At 44.7% G+C, this 22,051-nt stretch carries 22 protein-coding genes; 5 read left to right on the top strand and 17 right to left on the bottom strand.

The genetic code is table 11. The features are described from left to right. Positions 1 to 11 precede the first annotated feature (11 nt). Positions 12 to 1,112: a multiple monosaccharide ABC transporter substrate-binding protein gene (gene chvE / locus A5878_RS02280; RefSeq protein WP_005231478.1), complete on the bottom strand. Its 1,101-nt coding sequence runs from the start codon at positions 1,110 to 1,112 to the stop codon at positions 12 to 14. A gap of 231 nt (positions 1,113 to 1,343) precedes the next feature. Here chvE and A5878_RS02275 point away from each other — a divergent pair, with 231 nt between their 5' ends. The 3 genes from A5878_RS02275 to A5878_RS02265 are packed head-to-tail and all read left to right on the top strand — an operon-like array spanning position 1,344 to position 5,338. After that, complete coding sequence (locus tag A5878_RS02275) at positions 1,344 to 2,348, top strand: ABC transporter substrate-binding protein (RefSeq protein WP_008376147.1); 1,005 nt, start codon at positions 1,344 to 1,346, stop codon at positions 2,346 to 2,348. Positions 2,349 to 2,358: 10 nt separating this feature from the next. Beyond that, positions 2,359 to 3,807: a sensor histidine kinase gene (locus A5878_RS02270; protein WP_074934406.1), complete on the top strand. Its 1,449-nt coding sequence runs from the start codon at positions 2,359 to 2,361 to the stop codon at positions 3,805 to 3,807. After that, complete coding sequence (locus A5878_RS02265; RefSeq protein ID WP_015508871.1) at positions 3,785 to 5,338, top strand: response regulator; 1,554 nt, start codon at positions 3,785 to 3,787, stop codon at positions 5,336 to 5,338. The genes A5878_RS02270 and A5878_RS02265 overlap by 23 nt, the downstream gene beginning before the upstream one ends. 77 nt (positions 5,339 to 5,415) lie before the next feature. Here the strand turns inward: A5878_RS02265 and A5878_RS02260 are convergent, their stop codons facing one another. Together A5878_RS02260 and A5878_RS02255 are read right to left on the bottom strand one after the other, a co-directional pair. Then, positions 5,416 to 7,488 carry a DNA topoisomerase III gene (locus tag A5878_RS02260; RefSeq protein WP_005227252.1) on the bottom strand — a complete coding sequence of 691 codons (2,073 nt, stop codon included), beginning with the start codon at positions 7,486 to 7,488 and terminating at the stop codon, positions 5,416 to 5,418. Next, positions 7,421 to 7,798 carry a DUF1033 family protein gene (locus A5878_RS02255; RefSeq protein WP_005227251.1) on the bottom strand — a complete coding sequence of 126 codons (378 nt, stop codon included), beginning with the start codon at positions 7,796 to 7,798 and terminating at the stop codon, positions 7,421 to 7,423. Before A5878_RS02255 ends, A5878_RS02260 begins: the two co-directional genes overlap by 68 nt. 311 nt (positions 7,799 to 8,109) lie before the next feature. Between A5878_RS02255 and A5878_RS02250 the strand changes: the two genes are divergently transcribed. Then, positions 8,110 to 8,970 (top strand): AAA family ATPase, encoded by an 861-nt coding sequence (locus A5878_RS02250; protein WP_086294480.1) that lies wholly within the window; start codon positions 8,110 to 8,112, stop codon positions 8,968 to 8,970. A 56-nt stretch (positions 8,971 to 9,026) separates the two neighbouring features. On the opposite strand, the gene A5878_RS02245 is transcribed toward A5878_RS02250, so the two are convergent. Further along, positions 9,027 to 9,317 carry a hypothetical protein gene (locus A5878_RS02245; RefSeq protein ID WP_240937438.1) on the bottom strand — a complete coding sequence of 97 codons (291 nt, stop codon included), beginning with the start codon at positions 9,315 to 9,317 and terminating at the stop codon, positions 9,027 to 9,029. 197 nt (positions 9,318 to 9,514) lie between these two features. After that, a complete protein-coding gene (gene mnmA, locus A5878_RS02240; protein WP_086294478.1) occupies positions 9,515 to 10,633 on the bottom strand; it encodes a tRNA 2-thiouridine(34) synthase MnmA in 1,119 nt (372 codons plus the stop codon). A 413-nt stretch (positions 10,634 to 11,046) separates the two neighbouring features. On the opposite strand from mnmA, the gene A5878_RS02235 reads away from it, so the two are divergent. Further along, positions 11,047 to 11,760, top strand: a complete 714-nt coding sequence (locus A5878_RS02235) for a C39 family peptidase (protein ID WP_086294477.1) — start codon at positions 11,047 to 11,049, stop codon at positions 11,758 to 11,760. A gap of 86 nt (positions 11,761 to 11,846) precedes the next feature. Here A5878_RS02235 and A5878_RS02230 read toward each other — a convergent pair whose 3' ends face one another. From A5878_RS02230 to argJ, 12 genes are all read right to left on the bottom strand, one after another. Then, positions 11,847 to 12,365: an Asp23/Gls24 family envelope stress response protein gene (locus A5878_RS02230; RefSeq protein WP_005227237.1), complete on the bottom strand. Its 519-nt coding sequence runs from the start codon at positions 12,363 to 12,365 to the stop codon at positions 11,847 to 11,849. A gap of 56 nt (positions 12,366 to 12,421) precedes the next feature. Continuing rightward, positions 12,422 to 12,616 carry a DUF2273 domain-containing protein gene (locus tag A5878_RS02225; RefSeq protein ID WP_005227236.1) on the bottom strand — a complete coding sequence of 65 codons (195 nt, stop codon included), beginning with the start codon at positions 12,614 to 12,616 and terminating at the stop codon, positions 12,422 to 12,424. An 11-nt stretch (positions 12,617 to 12,627) separates the two neighbouring features. Continuing rightward, positions 12,628 to 13,191, bottom strand: coding sequence for an alkaline shock response membrane anchor protein AmaP (gene amaP, locus A5878_RS02220; RefSeq protein ID WP_060792382.1), 564 nt, complete (start codon positions 13,189 to 13,191; stop codon positions 12,628 to 12,630). A gap of 205 nt (positions 13,192 to 13,396) precedes the next feature. Beyond that, positions 13,397 to 14,002: a metallophosphoesterase gene (locus A5878_RS02210; RefSeq protein WP_086294475.1), complete on the bottom strand. Its 606-nt coding sequence runs from the start codon at positions 14,000 to 14,002 to the stop codon at positions 13,397 to 13,399. A gap of 41 nt (positions 14,003 to 14,043) precedes the next feature. After that, the gene (locus A5878_RS02205; protein WP_086294474.1) at positions 14,044 to 14,889 is read right to left on the bottom strand and encodes an aldo/keto reductase; all 846 of its coding nucleotides are present in this window, start codon (positions 14,887 to 14,889) and stop codon (positions 14,044 to 14,046) included. Between the two features lie 177 nt (positions 14,890 to 15,066). Next, positions 15,067 to 15,408: a DUF1831 domain-containing protein gene (locus A5878_RS02200; protein WP_005232263.1), complete on the bottom strand. Its 342-nt coding sequence runs from the start codon at positions 15,406 to 15,408 to the stop codon at positions 15,067 to 15,069. Positions 15,409 to 15,476: 68 nt separating this feature from the next. Beyond that, positions 15,477 to 16,616 (bottom strand): cysteine desulfurase family protein, encoded by a 1,140-nt coding sequence (locus A5878_RS02195; protein ID WP_086294473.1) that lies wholly within the window; start codon positions 16,614 to 16,616, stop codon positions 15,477 to 15,479. A gap of 199 nt (positions 16,617 to 16,815) precedes the next feature. After that, on the bottom strand, positions 16,816 to 17,769 hold the full coding sequence (gene manA / locus A5878_RS02190; protein WP_179190654.1) for a mannose-6-phosphate isomerase, class I: 954 nt from the start codon (positions 17,767 to 17,769) through the stop codon (positions 16,816 to 16,818). A 45-nt stretch (positions 17,770 to 17,814) separates the two neighbouring features. After that, complete coding sequence (locus A5878_RS02185) at positions 17,815 to 18,831, bottom strand: serine hydrolase (protein ID WP_086294471.1); 1,017 nt, start codon at positions 18,829 to 18,831, stop codon at positions 17,815 to 17,817. Between the two features lie 199 nt (positions 18,832 to 19,030). Then, complete coding sequence (locus tag A5878_RS02180; protein WP_086294470.1) at positions 19,031 to 19,852, bottom strand: VOC family protein; 822 nt, start codon at positions 19,850 to 19,852, stop codon at positions 19,031 to 19,033. Positions 19,853 to 20,027: 175 nt separating this feature from the next. Continuing rightward, positions 20,028 to 20,789 carry an acetylglutamate kinase gene (gene argB, locus A5878_RS02175; protein ID WP_086294469.1) on the bottom strand — a complete coding sequence of 254 codons (762 nt, stop codon included), beginning with the start codon at positions 20,787 to 20,789 and terminating at the stop codon, positions 20,028 to 20,030. 35 nt (positions 20,790 to 20,824) lie between these two features. Further along, the gene (gene argJ / locus A5878_RS02170; RefSeq protein ID WP_086294468.1) at positions 20,825 to 22,015 is read right to left on the bottom strand and encodes a bifunctional glutamate N-acetyltransferase/amino-acid acetyltransferase ArgJ; all 1,191 of its coding nucleotides are present in this window, start codon (positions 22,013 to 22,015) and stop codon (positions 20,825 to 20,827) included. Positions 22,016 to 22,051: the final 36 nt, after the last annotated feature.

Here is a 22,051-nt window from a genome sequence, read left to right as displayed (position 1 = left end):
GCGCTTCTTGCTTAAATGCCTAGCTCTTCTTCTGTATAGTAATCGGTATCGATCAGTTCTTCTTTGTAGTTGTCGCTATCCACAGAAACGGGATTTGACAAGTAGGTTGGTACGACTTTGACGCCATTGTCATAGGTTTCCGTATCGTTGACTGGCACTTCCTCGCCATTGGTGATGGCTTCGATCATTTCGATCGTGTTTTTCGCCAACACCCGTGTATCTTTGAAAATCGTTTGGGTCTGTTCGCCCGCGATGATCGATTTCACCCCTGCCACCGTCGCATCTTGACCGGTAATCACAGGTAGTGGTTTATCGGAAGAACCATAGCCAACGCCTTTAAGCGATGAAATGATTCCTAGGCTGATTGGATCATAAGGTGAAAGAACAGCATCCAATGTTTGATCCGTATAGTTGGCACTCAACAAGTTGTCCATCCGAGCTTGCGCAGTTGAACCATCCCAACGCAAAGTAGCGATTTGGTTAAAGTTGGTTTGACCAGAAGGAACGACTAGCTGTCCGCTGTCAAAGTATTGTTGGAAGACCGAAAGGACCCCATTATAATTGATCAGTGCATTGTTATCATCTGGAGAGCCGCCGAATAATTCAATGTTAAATGGTCCTTCACCGTCTTTGAGACCCAATTTGTCTTCAATATAAGACGCTTGCAGCACGCCGACTCCAAAATTATCAAAGGTGGCATAATAATCGACGTATTCCGAGTTCATCAGTAAACGGTCATAGGCGATGACTGTGATATCTTCGTTATGGGCTTTTTCCAACACGTCTGTCAGTGCCGAACCATCGATCGAGGCGATCACTAAAGTATCAACGCCTTTGGTGATCATATTCTCAATTTGTGCCACTTGGTTTTCTACTTTGTCTTCTCCATATTGCAGGTCAGTTTTATAGCCGAGCTTCTCTAATTCTTCTACCATGTTGTCGCCATCTGCGATCCACCGTTCTGCCGATTTGGTCGGCATCGCGATCCCAACAAATCCTTTGTCTCCGTCACCGTTTGCCCCGCTGTCTGATCCATTCCCACAAGCTGCTAACAATCCGCCAACCAATAAGGTGGATGCTAGGACGACCAATTTACCAAAAGTACCTTTCATTGTGATCCCTCCATGTCTTTTTCTTACATTCTCAGTATAGCCAGTTAAGGAATCGCTTACATTTAGATTTTTTCGAGGTTTCTTGGATTTCTTGAGAAAAAACGACTCAGTTGCCCCCATTTCTTTTCGTAATCTTGGATTTTTTAAGATTCCCTTGGTTTTTATTTGATTTGATATTTTGTGTAAAGGCTTCCGTATTTTTTAGTAGAATAGACCATAGAGGTGAAAAAAATGAGGAATATAAAAATTGGGTTACTCCTTTGGTTGTGTTTGTCTTTCTTGGCTGGTTGCCAAGCAGTCAAAGAAACGACCGCTGAAACATCGGAAGAAAGTATCGTGATCGGTTTTTCTCAATCGGGAACAGAAAGCAGCTGGCGCAAGCGCCACACCGAATCGATTCGCACTGAATTAGAGAAGGAAGGCTATGAAGTGCTCTATCGTAACGGCTATATGAATCAAGAACGTCAGATTCAAGATATCCGCAGTTTTATCGTGTATCAAGTCGATGCCATCGTCTTTACCCCGATTCAGGAAAACAATTGGGAACCGATTTTGGAAGAAGCTGCGCAAGCGGGGATTCCCGTTTTCGTGGTGGACCGTCATGTCAACGTCAGCGATCCCTCCTTGTTTCTGACTCATATCGGGCCAAGCTTCAAAGCCGAGGGCAATCGTGCAGGTCTCTACGTCAGCAATTATTATAAAGAACATCAAAATGAAACGATCAATGTTTTAGAATTGACGGGACTGGATGCTACTTCTCCGACGTATTTGCGCTCAGAAGGGTTCCGAGAAACCATCAAGCGTGATTATGCCCACAACAATGTAACGATCCAAGTCAAAGATGAGCTAAATGGTGACTTCATTCGCCGCAAAGGCAAAGAAGTCATTGAACAATACATCGCAGAAGGCAAAATGGAGCAGATCGATGTCTTGTTCAGTCACAATGACGAGATGACTCTTGGCGCTCTTGAAGCCCTCGAAAAAACCGATATTGAGCCAGGGAAGGATTTGGTGATCGTATCGATCGATGCCCAAAAAGAAATGATCGACAAATTGAAGCAAGGGATCGTCAATTGTGTCGTTGAATGCAACCCAGACGCTGGTGTGTTCGTCAAAAATGCCATCTCGCGCTACTTGGCTCGCGGCGCCGATGCCATTCCTCGTGAAATCTATGTCCATGAAACAGTTTTTTCCAGTGATATGGACTTTGATCAAATTCCACCGAGAAATTATTGAGGAGATGAAGATGAAAACAAAAAGTATCAAGGGCATCTTCCAGCAGACCAACAAACTGATGATCCTCGTCGCCTTTATCCCCCTCGTAGTAAGCAGTGTCTTTTACTCGCGACAGATTTTTATTTACCAAAACACCATCAACAATATTGAAGAAGCCAATCAATTATCGGAAAAAGTCGATGCCATTGTCTTGGAAGAAATGTGGGATTTAGTCTTTGGTCAAAAAACCGTCGCACAAGTCCAAGAAACCAATGTGATCGATGAACTAAGGAGCGATCTGCAGCACATTCAAGAAAATACCAGCACTGCCAAAGAGCTCAATATTTTAGCAGTCGCCTTTCGGACGCTCGATTCTTTAGAAACCTATCAGCAACAGTTGATCGATAATATTCTCAACGATGAACCGGTGGAACAAAACCAATACGTCATGATCCAAGTGGATTCGGTGATCGATTTGCTATCCGATATTTTGCAGCAGTTTGTCGGGGTAGAGATCAGCTTAGCCAGCCAAACCAATCACGAATTGGTCCAATCCGTGTTGCTGCTAATCCTTTTTCAGGTCGTGTTGCTTTTGATCATCTTTGCGATCATCAATAAAAACCGCCGCTTTGTTCGTGACAATCTGCAATACCCGCTGGATCGGTTGTTAGACCTTTCCAATGAACTATCCCAAGGACATTTGAGCTACCGAGCAGAACTGCCCGAAACCCCAGAGCTGCGGACTCTGACGAGTAGCTTGAATCGGATGGCAGATGACTTGACTCGGCTCTTGGAAGAAAATGCCTTGAAGCAGTATCACTTAGCCCAAAGTGAGGTGCGGGTCTTACAAGCCCAGATCACTCCACATTTCATCTATAATAGTTTAGATGCGATCGTTTCTTTGATTGAAGCTGCCCGTTACGAGCAAGCAACCGAAATGACTTATGCGCTGTCAGATTTTTTCCGCATCTCCTTAAGCAAAGGGCAAGACTGGATTCCGCTGGAAAAAGAATTGCGGCATGTGGACGATTACTTGAAGATTTTGCAGATCCGCTATGGCAGGATGCTGTCTTACACCATTGAAGATCAAACTGTCAGTCCAGAACTACAGGTTTTGAAAATGGTCCTGCAGCCCCTTGTTGAAAACGCCGTATATCATGGCACCAAATTTGTCCGTCGTGTCGGCATGATTCGAATCACAGTGTCAGAATTGCCTCACCAGATTCAAATGACCATCAGTGACAACGGTGTTGGGATCGACCCTGAGCGTTTGGAGGAGATTCGTCGTAACCTTAAAGAAACCACTGATCCCGCCTCTGAGAGCGGCTATGGCCTATATAACGTCTATCGCCGTCTCCAGCTGAACTACGGCAGCGAAGCGCAACTGACGATCCACAGTCAATACCAAGAAGGCACCACGATTAACGTCACAGTACCAAAAAGGGAGGAACCCAACCATGTACAAAGTGTTCATAGTTGAAGATGAACATCTGATTCGCGATAGTTTGCGCCACCAAATCATGACTCTTGCCAAACAATACCCGATCGTTTATAGCGATGAAGCCGCAGATGGCGAATTGGCGCTGGCTTCGATCCTTGATCTGCGTCCTGATATTATTATCAGTGATATCAAAATGCCGTTTATGGACGGCTTGGTCTTTGCGAAAGAAGCCAAGAAATTATTGCCGCAAGTTCGCATTATTTTCGTTAGCGGCTTTGATGATTTTGACTATGCAAAAACGGCACTGCAGCTGCAAGCAGACGATTACTTGCTCAAGCCCATCAAAAACGAAGAATTAGAACAAGCCATCAAAACCGTCGTTCAACACTTAGATGAACAACAAGCCACTCATCAGCAATTATCCAAAGAAGACGATTTATTCGAAATGGAAATCAAAAAGAATCACTTTTTGAATCACCTCTTTAAACAAAAGATCACGATCTCAGAAGCCTTTTTGCAAGCAGAAGAACTGGGCCGGCGCTTTTCAGGTAAACAGTTTTGTGTGCTGTTAGCAAAAACCCCCTTCAATCAAAGCTTTTCTGACTACACTCGCTTTAGCCAGCAGCTGACCAAAGCCTATGAACAAGATGATGCCGTCTTGTTCTCCAGTGTGTCCAGCCGCTTCATCAAGTTTTTGCTTTTTGACCATGACCGAGAACAAGTTTTAGAAAAAGCCTATCAGATCGCTCAAAGCCTCGTTCATGGTTCTGGGGAAGAAGTAGCAGTGGCGATCGGACCGGTAGCAGATCGCTTCTCGGGTATCTCTCTTTCTTATCAGAAAGCTCGTGACATGCTAAAAACCTATGGTAGCATCCGCAAGGAAAAAATCATCAGCTATGAAGATGACATTCGCGAAGGGGAACTGTCCCCCACCAATCCTTTCAAAACCGACCTTGCTTCACGGCTGGCAAATGCTGGGAAACAGACGATCCCCGAGCTGATCGCTGAATTGATGGCGCCTCAAGGAACCGTTGAGCGAACGCAAATGTACCGTTTGTTCGTCTTAGTCGAACTGCTGGCATTGTTGAAGAAAAAAGACAGTCATTCGCTACCCCAGATCGTTCAGCACGCCCATGACTTAGACTATCTAGCGGCATTGACCCATGAGCCAGAGAACTATCAAACGACTCTGGCAGAACTGTTGCCATTATTGACCAAACAACCCATCAATCCTGCAATGGCGAAATATCAAAGCGTCATCAATCAAGCCAAAGCCTTTATCAGTGAGCACTTTTCTGATCCCAATATTTCCTTAAATGTAGTTGCTGAAAAAGTTCATTTGAGTCCAGCACATTTCAGCACCATCTTCTCGCAAGCCACTGATTCTACGTTTATCGAATACTTGACCGAGCAACGGTTGACCTTAGCTAAGGAACTGCTGTTAACGACCAATCTGCGACTATCTGAGATCGCCTTTGATGTTGGCTACAATGACCCAAATTATTTTTCCTTTTTGTTCAAGAAGAAAGAAAAAATCTCACCGAAAGAATACCGTCAAAAAAATGCCTAAATGAGTGAAGGGATGCAAAAAAAGAGTGAGGGACAGCAAAATCGTCCTCACTCTTTTTCATTTTCTACTTCATGCAGTTATTTCTTCTCCATAGCAGCTTTTAAAGCAGCTGCTAATGGGCTTTCTTGCGGTTCTTCTTGATTGATTTTGTTCATCAAGCGGCGTTCTTCGTGTTTCGACAGCTTTTTGCTGCGTTCCTTTTTATCCGCCATTTTTTCGGTGGTCCCATCGAATTTACAGCGGAAATAGGCGCCGTTTTTGCCTTCGATGATCTCCATCTTTCGGTGGCATTGCGGGCAGCGTCGGTTTGAAACTTTCGGGTCTTTCCGACGACGGTACTTGCAGGTGCCACTGGAGCAAACATAGATCTTGCCATCACGGGTATTTTTCTCCCGCAAGGGTTCGCCGCATTCGGGACAACGTTTTTGGGTCAATGAGAAATCTTGGTACTTGCTTTCGCTTTGCTTGATTTCTTTGACCAGTTGTTTTGTGTCTGCTTCGATTTGTGCGAGGAAGGTTTGGGCAGAATAGGTGCCTTTTGCAATGGCTTCCAGTTCCTTCTCCCATTTTTCCGTCAATTCTGGTGTCACCAAGGATGGATTAACTAAGACTAACAGCTGCTTGCCTTTTGGCGATACTTGCAAGCCGCTTGGGGTCCGCTCCATCAGCTCAGATTTGATCAGCTTTTCAATGATCTCCGCACGGGTTGCCGGCGTACCAAGACTGTGTTTTTCCATTTTGCCTAAAAGAGTTCCTTCATTCAACGGTTTCGGTGGTGTAGTCAACTCTTTCTGGATGGTAAACTCAGGCTTGACGGTACTGCCTTTTTGCCAAGCCACATCACTGGTTTCTTCTTCAGAAGTCGTTTTCCATCCCGCTTCTAACACGGTATTGCGGTTGAATACAAAGGTTTCTGAACCAAAGGTCACGGTCACTTTCTGCTGCTGCTTTTTATGGGGTTTCGCAAAGAGCATTAAGAAACGACTAACGATCATTTGATAGATCCGTTGTTCATCGGTAGTTAATTTTTCATAACGTGCCCGCTGTTCCGTTGGCAATAGGGCATGGTGATCGGTAACTTTTTTATCATTGAAGACAGCTTGCTGCACCACTTGTCCGCCATTTTTCAAGTATCCTTTGACTTCTGGGGCAAAATCCGCAACTGCCTGCAGGCGTTCCTTCATGGTTGCCTTCATATCATTGGTCAAATACTTGGAATCCGTCCTTGGGTAAGTGACGATTTTATGGGTTTCATACAAGCTTTGAACAAGCGACAAGGTCTTCTTGGCTGAAAATCCATAACGCTGATTGGCTTCTCGTTGGATCTCGGTCAAATCGTAGGGCAATGGTGCACTTTCTGTTTTGACCTTTTCTTCGATCGCTGTCACGCGACCATTTTGTTGACTCATTTGCTTGACCAATGCTTCGGCGTCGCTGCGTTCTTTTAGTTGATAGGGATTTTTTTGCTGCAGGCGGGCCTTGGCATCGCCTACGTTTAGGGTAATCACATGATAGGTTTGCGGACGGAAACTCTCGATTTGCATTTCCTGACTGCGCACCAAAGCTAAGGTAGGGGTTTGGACCCGACCCGCACTAAGATTGTCTTGATATTTGACCGTCAATGCCCGGGTGACATTCAACCCTACCAGCCAGTCGGCTTTTGCCCGCGCAAGGGCGGAGTAGTAAAGATTGTCGTAGTGCTTGGCTGACTGCAATTTTGCAAAGCCTTCTTTGATGGCTTTAGGGGTTTGCGAAGAAATCCACAAACGTTTGACTGGTTTGTCAAAACGAACCCACTCCAAAATCCAGCGAGCGACTAGCTCCCCTTCTCTTCCCGCATCGGTAGCGATCACGACTTCCCCGACATCTTTTCTTTGAGCCAGTTGTTTGATGGCTTTTAGTTGATGACCGGTTTTTGGTAACGGCTTGATCCCGATGGACTTAGGGATCATCGGTAACGTTTCCATCTGCCATGATGCCCAGTCTTTGTTTAAATCTTCAGGCATTTTCAAGCCCAATAAATGACCAAGGGCCCAAGTAACGATCGCCTTGGGTCCTTCGTAATAATTTTTATGTTTTTGCTCACAGCCCAAAACTTTGCTGAGGTCTTTGGCAACGCTTGGCTTTTCCGCTAGAATTAGTTGTTTCATAAAAATCTTTCCTGCTTTCATCGACGACTTGCTGATACTCTTTAAGCAATGCCAGTCCAATATATTGTTGGAGGTAATCGTCGCATTCTTCGCACCAGCGTTCGTCTTCTTCATTCCAAAAAGCCGTCATAAAGTTTGATTTTGCATTTATGTACGAATACTCTTCTCTGATTTCTTGCCATTTTTGTTCATAAAATGACTGCGCCTCGCTGAAAGTTGCAAATGTGAACGCCTCTTGAATATCTGACTGCCATCCCTCAAAAAACCACCACGGTTCATTGTCCCCATACATGACTACTACTTGATACATTCCATTGCTCCTTTCACGATTCCTTCCTCATATTAGTCACTTTTACTTAAACTTGCAAGGAATAAGTTTCAGCATTTAAACATTGCTTTAAAAATTCATTAAACCCTCGTTTTTTTGTACGATTTATCGGTTGTTTAAGATTACATCATTTCTATGCCCCTATAGTCTAGCACAGATGTTTCCTGTTGTGAATATAACATCAAAAGATTAAAAAAATATCAAACAAGATTTATTTTAACCTCGTAAAAAAAATTTGACTGCGATGGATATGCTACAATAATGACAACCATGAAATTGCCAGGAGGTGCCCTATGTATCTCGAACAAATCACTTTTCCCGATCAAGAGACCGAGTTTGATTTTTTCCATTCCATCAAACGAACCGTTTATGATTCTTACTACCCTTTTCAGATTCTCAGTGCCCGCCTTTTTCAGCAGATCGATTTTGAACCGGTCACGATCTTATATGGCGGCAATGGTTCTGGCAAAACCACCGCATTGAACGTGATTGCCGAAAAGATCCACGCGCGGCGCTTTGCTGCGTATAATCGCTCGAATTTTTTCGAGGACTACTTAGCCTACTGTACTACTGGCAGCATCGACGAACCGCAAGAAAAAGTACTTTTGACCAGCGATGATGTCTTTGATTACATGCTGGCTATTCGAAACTTGAATCAAGGGATCGATCATCGCCGAGAAGAAGTATTCCAAGAATACTACCAAGCAAAGTATGCGGACTTTCGTTTCACAGGTTTTGACGACTACCATGAATTGAAGAAAATCAATCTTGCACGATCCAACACACAGTCCAAATTCACCCGCAAGCACTTGATCGACAATGTCCGAGAATATTCCAATGGCGAAAGTGCCTTTCGCTTCTTTCAAGAAAAGATTCGTCCCAACAGCCTTTACTTATTAGATGAACCAGAAAATTCTCTTTCTGCTGAGCGTCAGCTGGAACTGGTGCAGTTACTGGAAGATTTTGTCCGCTATGAACAGTGTCAATTCATTATTGCTACCCATAGTCCTTTCGTTTTATCTTTAAAGGAAGCCAAAATCTATGATTTGGATCAAACGCCCGTCGATGTTCGGAAGTGGACCCAGTTAGCTAGTGTCCAGCAGTATCACCGCTTTTTTCAAGCACACCAAGCCGAATTTGATGATCGATCATGAGCAAAGCAACCCAGTTTCCGCCAAAGATTTCTTTTGGTGGCTTTTTTCCGTCGCACTCACACAAAGACTAAAATCAAATTGATCAGCGCAATACAGAAGGCGACCACTCCCGCAATTTTGCCCCACTTGACTTCTGCTTGGTTATACTGATCGGAATGCCCCGCAATCTGAGAGGACAAAAAGTAGAACTTTTTAAAAACAATCAAATACCCGGCTAAACCCCATAGTACGGCTAAGGCAAGATGGTTGATTTGGCTTGAAATGACATGAGTCTGATGAAGCATCACCACCCCTACGACACTAACGACACCCCCCCATTTCATGAGATTGGCTTTTGTACGATTCATGCTCCTCCTCCTTTCTTTTAAAAATGCCAATGCATCAAAAACATTCATTTTCTATCTAAATTATAGCATAATTTGACTATTTTTTAAAAATGGAAAGCGCTCGCTCTAATCGGTTTTTCGAATTGATTTATAAAAAGCCCTAGCTAAGTGCAACTGATTGGTTCAGTGTTCTTAGCTAGGGCTGATTGTGTTAGTGGTTAAACATATTGTAATTCTTTGGCTTCTTTGTAGGCTGCATCGATCAAACCGCCGCCCAAGCATTCCATCCCGTCATAAAAAACGACTGCTTGTCCAGGAGTGATGGCGCGGACTGGTTCGTCAAAAATCACTTCTGCTCGATCTCCATCTAATAGACGCACCGTTACTGGTACATCTTGTTGACGGTAGCGGAATTTTGCTGTGCATGAAAATTCCGTGCTGCGGTCTTGTTCTGTAGTAAAGTGGATTTGGCTTGCTTCCAAGCGATCTGCATACAATGCGGGGTGATGGAATCCTTGCCCCACATACAAAGTGTTGGTCGCCAAGTCTTTTCCTACGACAAACCATGGTTCTTGAGTGGCACCGCCGCCGCCAATACCTAAGCCTTGACGTTGTCCGATGGTGTAGTACATCAAGCCATCGTGTTGTCCTTTGACTTCGCCATCTAATGTAACCATATTGCCTTTTTTCGCTGGCAAGTAATTACTCAAAAATTGTTTGAAATTCTTTTCTCCGATAAAGCAGACACCCGTGGAATCTTTTTTCTTGGCTGTTGCTAGACCTGCCCGTTCAGCGATCGCTCGTACTTCTGATTTTTCCATGCCGCCTAGTGGGAACATGGTTTTGCTCAATTGTTCTTGTGACAATTGGCTTAAGAAATACGTTTGATCTTTGTTGTTATCCACGCCTCGCAACATATGAGTTACGCCGTTTTCATCAACAGTCACTTGCGCATAATGGCCAGTTGCTACATAGTCGGCACCAAGATCCATCGCATAATCCAAAAAGGCTTTGAACTTGATTTCCTTGTTACACATGACATCTGGATTTGGCGTCCGTCCGGCACGGTATTCTGCAAGAAAATATTCAAATACACGGTCCCAATATTCTTTTTCGAAATTCACTGAATAATAAGGAATCCCGATTTGCGCAGCCACTTTGGCTACGTCTTTGTAGTCTTCTGTTGCGGTACAAACACCGTTTTCATCGGTATCATCCCAATTTTTCATAAAGATCCCGACAACATCATACCCTTGTTCTTTCAGCAAAAGTGCTGTTACTGACGAGTCTACCCCGCCACTCATTCCAACCACCACACGGGTGTTTTCGTTAGACATGATCGTTTCACCATCATTTCAATTATAGATTCTGAAATCATCTACGATTTGAAGGTCGCAACTTTTCAGTAATTTGCATTATACAACAAAACACAAAAAAGTTCACTGTTTGCTGTCTTTTCTTATAAATTCCTTTTTTAGAAAAGACATCTGGAGAGAAGTTGCTCTTCGTTATTCCACCCACTCAGTCTAATAGAAGAAGCGCTGCTTTTTGTGTATCTTATCGACAGCCATCCAAACGACTCCCATTGTTCAAAGACAACTAGATAAGCGAATGCTAAGAAGCCGCATTTTACCATTTAAACGGTCGTTTGTCATAAAATCGTATGGAATTCTTCAGGAAATGTAGAAATGCCGCTATCAGAAAAAGACTATACTTCTCTTAGATACTACTTTACGAGGAGGGGCATTTCATGAGATCACACACAGGGATATCGAAAACTAGGAGAAACGACGGAAAGAAAAGAAAGAGCCTTGCGCTACTGCTTTTTCTCATCGGTGGTGTTTTTGTCATTCATTACGTGATTGATCAGGTCAGGGATGCTGCGTTTGATCAGACAGCGCTTGTCTCAAAAGAGTTCACTCACCAAGCCAATCAAATGATTCAACAAGCGATGGCAGACACGCAGCAAGTGCCGTTGATTGTACAAACCGATCAACGCTGGGGCAATAACACATATGGATATGGAGAAACGCAAAATACGTTTGCAGCAAACGGGTGCGCTATTGCTTCTTTAGCGATGATCGATTCTTTTTGGACGGATCATCCGTCGAATCCTGACAAACTATTAAAGTGGGCTGGCGATCAATTTTATCTTCCCAAACAAGGAACGAGTTGGCAAATCTTTCCTCAGTTTGCCGAAGCTTTTGGTTACCAATTTGCCGATTTAGGAAGTTCCTTTGCGGCTGCCTATGAGAAAATGACACAAGGCATCCCCGTTGTGGTCTCGGTTCAAGCAGGAACCTTTACGACCTCCGGACATATCATGGTATTGGCTTTGAACAAAGAAGGAGCGATTCAAGTATTCGATCCTAATGATTCCCCCGAAAAAGCCCATTATGAGAAAAGCTATCCTAACGATGTCTTTCAAGCAGAAGGAATCCATTATTGGAGCTTTTGGCTTTGATGTTCTGATCGGCTGAAGCTGCAAAAACACGCCAGTTTTGCGACAAAAAAAGACTAGCCGAAGCTAGTCTTTTGCTTATCTTACTATTATTGAACGCGTGGTTCGTTGTTTTCTTGAATACGCGTCGTTGTTCGGTTGAAGGCACCTTTGGCTTTACGTGTTTGTTTTGACGCAAAGTCGCCAGTTGTTTCTGCCGCACTGCTTACTTTGTCTTGAACTGTTTCAGAGTCTTTTTCGAATTGTTCACGTGTTTTGACATCTGCTACGTTCACGTTTACTTCGATGACGTCTAAATTCGTCATTTTGTTGACTTGTGTTGAAACAACCTCTTTGATTTGGTCGTAGATCGTGGTCATGTCGCTGCCGTATTCTGCAACGATATCAAGATCGACTGCCACTTGTTTTTTCCCAACTTCAACGTTGATCCCTGAAGTCACATCATCGGTGTTGACTAATTTACCTGCAATATTTGAGAAGAAACCGCCATCGACTGTTAAGAGTCCGTCTACAGATTCTAATGCAATGCCTACGATTTTTTGAATCACTTTATCTTCGTAAGTTAATTCTCCTTTAACACCTGTTGTTGGTTTTGTTTGGTTTTCCATCGTACATTCCTCCTACTATAATCTTGATATAAATTAAACTAATAATGTTACCAAAGTTAACGGCGCGGTCTTTGAAATTGTTCAAAGAATCCGACTTCTTTGAGATAAAATCCCAGATACATACCTAGTGCCGTAAACAGCACCAGCAGTATGGTTTTCAAAAAGCCGATCGTTAGAAACAGGATCGCTAGGATCAAACCGAAACCTGCAAAGATAAGCGGGATCTTATAGTGGTAGAACCATTCACTCATACCTGTTCCTCCTAAACTACACGCGGCTGGTCATGGGCTGCTGGCGTTTCTTGCGTATCTTTTAAGACAACTTCCGTTTGGATATTGCTTTCGATACCGAAAAGCTGCTGCAGACTGCTGCTGATCTCACCAACCAATGCTTCTTGTTTTTGCGGGATGGCTGCTGTTTGTTTCATTTCTCCATCGATTTTTACGGATACTTTATTCTTGACGATTTTGATTTTTACGGATGGCTGATGGATGAAATCTGCTTGTTTCACCCGTTCAAGCACAAAATGCTCTAACGCCTTCTTCTGAATCACTAAATCGCCTGTCTTATGGGAAATGATCAAGCGGTCCGAACGTTTTGGATAAAACAAAACGACAAAGAGCGCGATCACGGTAAAAATGGCAAAGCCAACAGATAACCAAAAGAGCAGCATACTCATGGAAGATCCGACCCAAGGATATTCATCCAAAGGAATCAAGTAAACAGGCAATGAAGCCGCTTGCTGATTGGCGATGATCCCAAAATAAAAGACAAGTAAGAGTAAAAGCAATCCGATGATAAAAATCACTTTAGAAATCTTACGCATTGGCAACCTCCTTTACTGCTTTCTACTTAAAGCATACACATTTCTTAAATATCCATCAAATAATAACTCTTGGAATCGATTATTTTTTACATATAAAGTTTATTTTTATCAAAAAAATTTCCTTAATCAAAGCTTGCTGTCAAAGTCATCACAAAAAAATCAAGCCGCCCAAATCTGTTTGGACGCTTGCTTTTTTTGTTATCTGTTAACGAGCCAGCTTAGTAAGTTCTTGTTGTTTTGCATGATACAACACCGCCAGTTCATTTTCGGAAACTGGCCGACCAAAAGGACGCGGCTGTGGCAGAAACGCCAATTCTGGTGCATCGACTCCTACGTTGAGATTCTCAGCGATCGGTACACTGTGATGATGAATGTGCCCATGCAGATTGCGGCTGTTTTTGGTGATCCCCAGCAGCATAGGATAATGGGTCAGTATAAATTGCTGATGAGCAAGCTTCAGCAAGACACCGACATCTTCAAACGCATACTTTTCGGCTCCCAAACAACCAGGATCATGCTTGCGCAAGTACGCAAAGAAAGCTCTGGTATCATGATTGCCTTTGATAAAAACGATTTTGCCCTGCAGCTGTGCTAACAGCGCAGCAATTTCTGGAAAGCCCGCTTCGTAGTCAGGGTGCATCGCGACATCCCCTAAATGATAGACGACATCTTTATCCGCAACGACCTCATTCCAGCTGGAGATCATCGTTTCATGCATTTGCGTCACTGTCTCAAAGGGGCGTGGGGCAAAGTCATTGTCCCCGAGCAAGGCTGCATGAAAATAGTGGGTATCAGACGTAAAAAATTTCATAGTCGCTCCTTACCTTGGTGCTTTTTCTGTGATCAGCGTCTTTAAATCATCGCTAACGGCTGCTTTTTCGTCGGTGCAGGAAACCGCGCATCGATTGCTGCCAATTCGCTTTGGGAAAAAACGATTTTGCAAGCTTCAATGTTCTGCAGCATATGCAGCGAGTCACTGGTTTGGGGGATCGCTAAGACGTGGGGTTGTCGAAGGGTCCATGCCAAAAGCAGCTGAAAGATCGTGCAGCCTTTGGCTTCTGCCAGCTCTTTCAACACTTCATCATTTTTGAAGTGGTGCCCTAGCCGATCGCCTTGAGCAATGGGTGAGTAGGCAATCACAGGAATCTCAGCCTCTGCCTGCCAAGGAAAAAGATCGTATTCGATCCCCCGGGCACCTAAATTATAGAGTACTTGGTTGGCGGCACATTGATCGCCGTTTTCTAACCGCAACAGCTCCTCCATATCTGCCACGTCAAAATTAGAGACGCCCCATGCACGAATCTTTCCAGAGGCTTTGGCAGCTTCTAGTGCGTCAACTGTTTCTGCTAACGGCACATCTCCTCGCCAGTGGAGCAGATACAGATCAAGATAGTCGGTGCCTAAACGCGCTAAGCTGCGGTCTAAAGCTTTCGGCAATTCATCTGCGGAGGCATTCCAAGGATAGACTTTTGAAATCAAATAAAGATCCCCTCGTGTAAAGGGCTGGATCGCCTTGCCAACTAGCGTTTCTGCGTTTCCCTCGCCGTACATTTCTGCGGTATCGATGACAGCCGCTCCAGCTTTGATGCCCGCTTGCAACGCATCGATCTCGGCTTTTTCCTTGGCTGGGTCATCCCCCATATGCCAAGTCCCCATGCCGACGGCTAGCACTGATTGCTTGTTTAAGGTTCGTTTCATCTTGATTCCCTCTTTCTCGTCTTAACTCATCCTGTTCCTGCGAACACCTAGGGTTTGTTTTCTATAGTATAAAAAGAAACCGCCAAAGATACAAAAGAAGTGTATCAATCCCATGCCTGCTTGGCGGAGTGACACACTTCTTGCCCTTTGAATGATATAGCTGCTTTTGGCAAAAGCTTACGCTTTGACAAACAACCCGCGGCTGATAAAACCATCCATTAAAAAGTAAAATTTTTCTTGCAGCATTTTGTGCTGTTCATCTTTGAAAATGTTGACTGCTTTTAACCCATTGGCTGTCGTGATGGACATCTTGAAGGTTTGCAGATCTTTTGCAACAGTGATTTTTAATTTAAAGCCTTCTTTGCTTTGGGGTGTTGCTTCAAGGCCGCGAATCAATTGGAAGTTGCCGCCGTTCGTTTCTGTAAAGCCATTGTCCCGCAACGTATATTTTTTTGCTTCAGGAGCAATGCGGTATTGGGTTGCTGCGCCTAAAACGGTTGCTGTTGTTTCAAATGCCATGTTCTTCACCTCTTTAACATCATTTCTTTCATTATAAATAGTTTTCAGCGAGATTGCTAGCTGTTCTCCTACTTTTTCGTGGCTAAGACAGTTTCTGCTAATAGCTGAGCAAATGCTTCGATTTCCGCCAATGTGTTACCATAGCCAAAGCTGACTCTGACCGATTCCCGAATAGCTGGATGCTCTTTGCCCACCATCGCTTCTAGCACATGGGAGGGCTCCACATTGCCCGCCGTACAAGCGCTGCCTGTCGAGATCGCAGCCCCTTTTAAGTCCAATTTCATCAGCAGCAAGTCACTGCTGACACCTGGGAAACGCAGATTCAAAATATGCGGCAATTTGTGTGCTGGATCACCATTCAACTGAACATCGACGCCTTGTGCTGCTAAGGTCTCCATCAGCACATCGGCAAACGTTTGATATTGTTCCGCCGCTGCTTGCTGCGCTTCGGGGGTATGCAAAGAAGCTGCTTTGGCCATTCCCATGATGGCTGCTAAGTTTTCCGTCCCTGCTCGCCGTTTTTCTTCTTGCTCGCCGCCATGGAGTAGCGCAGGCAGCGACAAGCCATCTCGTTTATACAAAAAGCCGATCCCTTTTGGTCCGTTGATTTTGTGAGCAGAAATGCTTAGAAGATCAATACTGTTTTCATTGATTTCAAGCGGGATCTTGCCATAAGCTTGCACGGCATCGGTATGAAACACGGCGGGATGCTCCCGTAAAAGGGCCCCAATTTCTGCAATCGGCAGCAAATTGCCCGTTTCATTGTTTGCCGTCATTATGGATACTAAAATCGTATCGGGACGTAAGGCAGCCTCAACTTCACTGACGGCCAATTGCCCCTTTTGATCTACGGGCAAATAGGTCACCTCAAAACCTAAGCCTTCTAAATAGCGCATACTCTCAATGACCGCCGGATGTTCGATCTGGGTCGTAATGATATGTTTGCCTTGTGCTTGTTTGCTAAGGGCTGTACCGATGATTGCTGTATTATCACTTTCGGTACCACCACTATTAAAAATGATCTCATGTTCTTTGACTCCTAGCTGCTGAGCGATCGCTTGACGAGCCAATTCTAATTGGGTGTGGGCGTCTCGACCATAATGATGAATGCTTGATGGATTGCCAAATAATGTCTGCATCGTTTCACTCATCACTTTGATCACTTCTGGATGCAGCGGTGTCGTTGCTGCATGATCTAAGTAAACCATTCTTTTCACCTATCCTTCATTACTGCCATTATAACAAATCTTCCTCAGACGTCTATCGTGAGTGTCCATACGAAAAAACCTGTCAGTCAAAAGCGGAAAAATCGCCAATGATGACAGGCAGCTGAACGAGTTCAGCCTTACGAAAAATCAGGAACGTGTGCTGTTTTGCTCGTGCGGCTCACGTCACTTACTGATCGTTTTATTTTTTTCCAGGTTCAGAGGCAATGACAGTCAATTCACCAACCAATTCCCATTTCTTGATCGGGTTTGGCAAAATGCAGCTCGTGCCCATTTTTAGTTCATAGGAATGACCGTCGATCATCAAATGCCCATACCCATCGATCACGGTCATCAAGGTATAATCGGCCTTTTGTGCCAACGATAATTTTCCACGTACTTCCCACTCATACACATTGAAAAATGGCGTTTCAAGATAGGTAACGACTGCTGATTGTCCTTGTTTGACCTCACGGATCGATAATTCTGGCGTCCGTGCAGGAATCGTCGTCACATCGATCGATTGTTGGATATGCAGCTCCCGAGTTTGTCCTTGATCATCGGTACGATCATAGTCGTACACCCGATAAGTCGTATCCGAACTCTGCTGGGTTTCCAAGATCATGATCCCTTTTCCAATGGCATGGATCGTTCCACTTGGCACATAGAAGAAATCGCCTTTTTTCACAGGGACTTTTGTTAACAAATCATCCCAACGACCCGCTTCGATCATTTCCGCAAGTTCTTCTTTGGTTTGGGCATGGTGGCCATAAATGATTTCCGCACCTGGTTCGGCATCAATGATGTACCAGCATTCCGTTTTCCCTAATTCCCCTTCATGGGCTAACCCATACGTGTCATCAGGATGGACTTGAACGGATAGATCATCTTCCGCGTCTAAAATTTTAATTAATAATGGAAAGACTGGTTCGTCTGAATGACCAAATAGTTCTTGATGGTCTTGCCAAAGATCCGCCAATGTTTTGCCTTTAAACGGACCATTTTCAATGACGCTCACCCCATGAGGATGCGCACTGATCGCCCAATTTTCACCGATCTTGTCGCTCGGTAAATCAAAACCAAAAACAGAATGCAGGCGACTGCCGCCCCAAATTTTTTCTTGAAAAACAGGTTTCATAAACAATGGTTCCATAATTGTTCCCCTCTCTAGTTGTTCGTGCATATTATAGCATGAATCCGCTTATTCGGCAGATTCTTTTAAGTAACATTGCAGGATTTCGTCACGATGACCCAAATAGCTTTCTCGATGATCCACTGGATGGACCCGATTCGATAAGAAAATAAACGCTTTTTTGTTAGGGATATCTGCTGCGAGAAACGTGCCTGTATAGCCTGTATGAAATAATTGATACGGTGCACCTAATAAGTCCCAACCATAGGTGCGAGGCTTTGTGCTTTCAGGCGTCTGCCTGTGAGCCAGCGCCTGCATGACTTTTTCTGAGAAAAACGGCGCTCCTTGCTGCTGACCATTTGCCAGTAACAGTTGAACGAAAAGCGTCAAGTCATCCACGGTAGAAAACAACCCTGCGTTGCCGGCATGGTTTCCCAAAACCCGTGCCTTAGGATCGTGGGTGATTCCTCTAAGGATGCTGCCGTCTGGCTGCTGCTGGGTAGGAACGATCATTGGCAGCTGTGAAGGAGGAAAAGGCGGAAAGCCGCTGTTCTTCATGCCTAAAGGCGTCAAGACTTCTTCTTGAAAAATCTCGGTCACTGGTTTTTGATACAGCTCCTCCAATAAAAAGCCCAGCAAAATCGTCCCAGTATCCGTATAGCTGACCGTTTGACCGATCGTATCACTGCTTTCAAGCTGCAAATACGCCTTGCGCAAGGCAGCAGCATCCAACTGGTCTCGATGAGGAATCCACGTGTTGATGGCTGCCGTATGCGTCAGCAAGTGCTTGATCGTTACCCGATCGTCTTTAAACGCTGGCAGCCAACGAGTAAGCGGCGCCTCCATTTCGATTTTTCCTTGATCCCAAAGTCTTAGCAGGACGGTGGTTGTACAAATGACTTTCGTCAATGAGGCTAAATCAAACAAATGATCTTTCGTCATAGGTTCGGTTTTCGGAAGAAGCGCTGCCTGTCCGAATACATGAGTCTCTTGGGTTTCACCGGCGATAAACCGCAGCACCGCTCCTGGGAAAACGGTCGGCATTTTCTCTTGAATGAGCTGTACTGTTTTTGGGTACATTGTCATCGTTCCATACTCGCTCCTTTCAGGCTTGTCTTGCTTCTAACTTTAGCACTTTTTAGCAGCAAACAAAACTCGTTATCCCCTTTTTTCCTCCAACTATCCGACTCGATCAGCTAGTCGATTCGCTTGCTTGGTTTCTTAGTCATCAAAAAACATCGACTACTCAAAAGAGTTTCCGATGTTTTTTCTTATCTATTTAGATTTATTTTTTAACGATAAACCACCATTCGATCCCGATCGCATCGTAGGTCGTCAACAACTTCCGTTTTTTGTCGATGAAGAACTCTTGGTTCTTCTCAGACAAGTGCTTTTCCAATGTATCGATATCTTCTTGACTGATGGAGATTTTCAAGAAGTCTAAGCCAAGCACCTCATGGGTCGGCAAATCGATCGTACCACCTTGTGCTTCAGTCAAGCCGACTTGGAAGTCACCATCATTGAGGATAAATTCCTTCGTTTCGGCTTCTTTTGTTTTCAATCCTAAGCTTTCTTCTAAGAAAAGCTGCTCTTTGGCTAGATCACTGACGTTTAAATACAGCTTGCCAAAATGAGCTTCTTTTGATAAGCCAGCCGCTTTTGCAGGTGCCGCTTTGATCAATTCTGCTTCGTCTTTTGGTACCGAAGTTCCTGCGGGTGCTGTAAATAAGACTTCAATTTTGTTCCCTTCTGGATCAGCTATAATAAAGCCTAATTGATTCGCTTCATAACGAGCTTCTTCGAAAGCAATCGCTTTTTGTTGGGCATTGCTCGCGATAGTTGCCGCTTCTTCTAATGAGGATACGGCTAAGACGATGCGCTGCATTTTTTTGATCTCGCCGAAGTGATCGTTGGCACGCGGGCTTTCTTCCAACCATAAAACTTCTCTATCTAATCCTTTTAGACCAAAGATGGCCAATTCATTTTCTTCTCTTTTCAACTCAAAACCAAGTACATCCCGATAAAAGGCAATCGCTTGATCACGGTCTTTTACCCGGATTGCAACAGTCAGCAACTTCGTACTGCTCCCCAATAAGAAATCTGTCATTGTTTCTCCCCCTACTTACATATGTACTCATTGTACTGATAAAACGAAATTCTAGCAAATGAAATCCCTACCTATTTTATTCTTTTTTTAGAGAAAATAAGAAGAAAAGCACAGAAAAGTCAGAATTTTGCATTTTTATGAGTAGAGAAGAGGCATTTGGGTGTTGCTAATGGCTTCAGCTACAGACAGCTGCGGCTGGACTTGCCGCGAGGATCTGGGTTCCTAAACGATCGATTCGATCGGTGATACAAACGGCAGCTACCCCTGCTTTCAAGGCTTTCTGCGCACTTTTTAGTTTTGGCAGCATGCCGCCTGTGACTACTTCTTCGGTGATCAAACGGGGGATCTCTTCAAAAGAAACAGCCGATAACCACTGGCTTTCTTGCTTGATCCCAGGGACATCCGTCAACAAATATAGTTTTTCGGCTTGTAAACTAGCAGCAACCTGACACGCTACTTCATCGGCATTGATGTTCAGCCATTGCCCCTCTGGGGTAATTCCTAGCGGTGCTAGGATCGGGACATGTTTTTTCTCTGTCAAGAGCTGCAGGAAAGCAGCGTTGATTTGTTGAACCTTCCCCACCTGTCCTAATTTTTCTTCATTAATGACTTCTCCTTGAATCAGTTGATCACAGCCAGCATTCAGTCCTACGGCATGGAACCCAGCTTGCTGGAAAGCGGTCGTGATCAGCGGTTGAACTTGTCCCAAAAGGACCATTCTAGTTACTTCAAGCGTCTGGGGGTCGGTCACCCGCAGGCCGTCTTTGATCGTGACTGTCAACGCCATTTTCTCCATCATTTCTGAGATGTAGTGACCGCCGCCATGGACGATGACTACTTTTTTGCCCGCAGCTTGCCAGTCTGCTATCGTCTCAAAGAATGACGGGGTTAAATTGTCTGAGGCGACACCGCCGATTTTTACTACGATCGTTTCCATCTACTCGCTCCTTTTTGTCTAGTACCTGATTTCTTTCAGGTATGATATAGTGCGTTGATTTTCACATAGTCATACGTCAGATCACAGCCCCAAGCGGTGCCAACGCCTGTCCCTTCTTTCAGCTCGACAGCGACTTTGACTTCATTTTCCGCCAACTGTTCTTGCATGATGGTTTCGTCAAAAGCTACCGGTGTCCCTTGGACAAAGACGGGAATGTCGGCTAATGCAATCGATACCGTTGCTGGGTCGATCGGCTGCCCACTATAGCCCACTGCACATAAGATACGCCCCCAGTTCGGGTCTTTGCCAAAGAGGGCTGTTTTGACCAGTGGCGAACCAACGATGGTTTTGCTGATCATTCGGGCTGCTTCATCGGTCACAGCTCCACTCGTGTGAGCTTCGATCAATTTGCTGGCGCCTTCTCCGTCCTTTGCAACTGCTTTGGCTAGTGCGGTCAGAACTGCTTTGAGCATCCCTTTAAACTCATGATAAGCTGGCGTGTCAGCTTCAATCGTTGGATTTTTGGCTAACCCGTTGGCTAAAACTAACACCATATCATTGGTGGATGTATCGCCATCGACCGTGATTTGATTGAAGGTAACGTCGGTTAATTCTTTCAGCAGTGCTTGCAAGAGTGCTGGAGCGATCGCCGCATCCGTCGTAACAAAGGCCAGCATCGTAGCCATATTGGGATGGATCATACCAGACCCTTTTGCACAGCCCGCAACAGTCACCGTTTTGTCAGCGATCGTTGATTGGATGACACTGCTTTTTTCAGTCAGATCCGTCGTCAAAATCGCTCTTTGAAATCGGTGGGCATCCCCTTGCCTGTTTAGTTGCTGAATCCCTGCAGTGATTTTTTCCATCGGTAAGCTCTTACCAATGATCCCGGTGGAGGCTACCGCAAAGGCTTCGGGACTCGTATGCAGCTGGGCTGCTGCCAATTCTGCCATCTCTTGTGCATCTTTTAAACCTTGCTCCCCGGTACAAGCATTGGCATTGCCCGCATTGACGATCACGCCTTGCAAGGTGCCTGCTTGCATTTTTTCCTTTGTAACGAGAATGGGTGCCGCTTGTACTTGATTGGTGGTAAAGACTGCCGCAGCACTGGCTGGCACTTCAGAGACGATCCAACCAAGATCGACTTTCTCTTTCTTCAGACCGCAATGCAGACCGTCGGCAAAAAAACCTTTGGGGGTTGCGATCGTTCCTTCGATTTCTTTCATTTTCTTTCCTCCTACTGCCACCTTTTTGCGGATTGT

The organism is Enterococcus sp. 3G6_DIV0642 (assembly GCF_002140635.1).
Classification (GTDB): Bacteria; Bacillota; Bacilli; order Lactobacillales; family Enterococcaceae; genus Enterococcus_D; species Enterococcus_D casseliflavus.
This window is presented reverse-complemented; position numbering and strand designations above follow the sequence as displayed.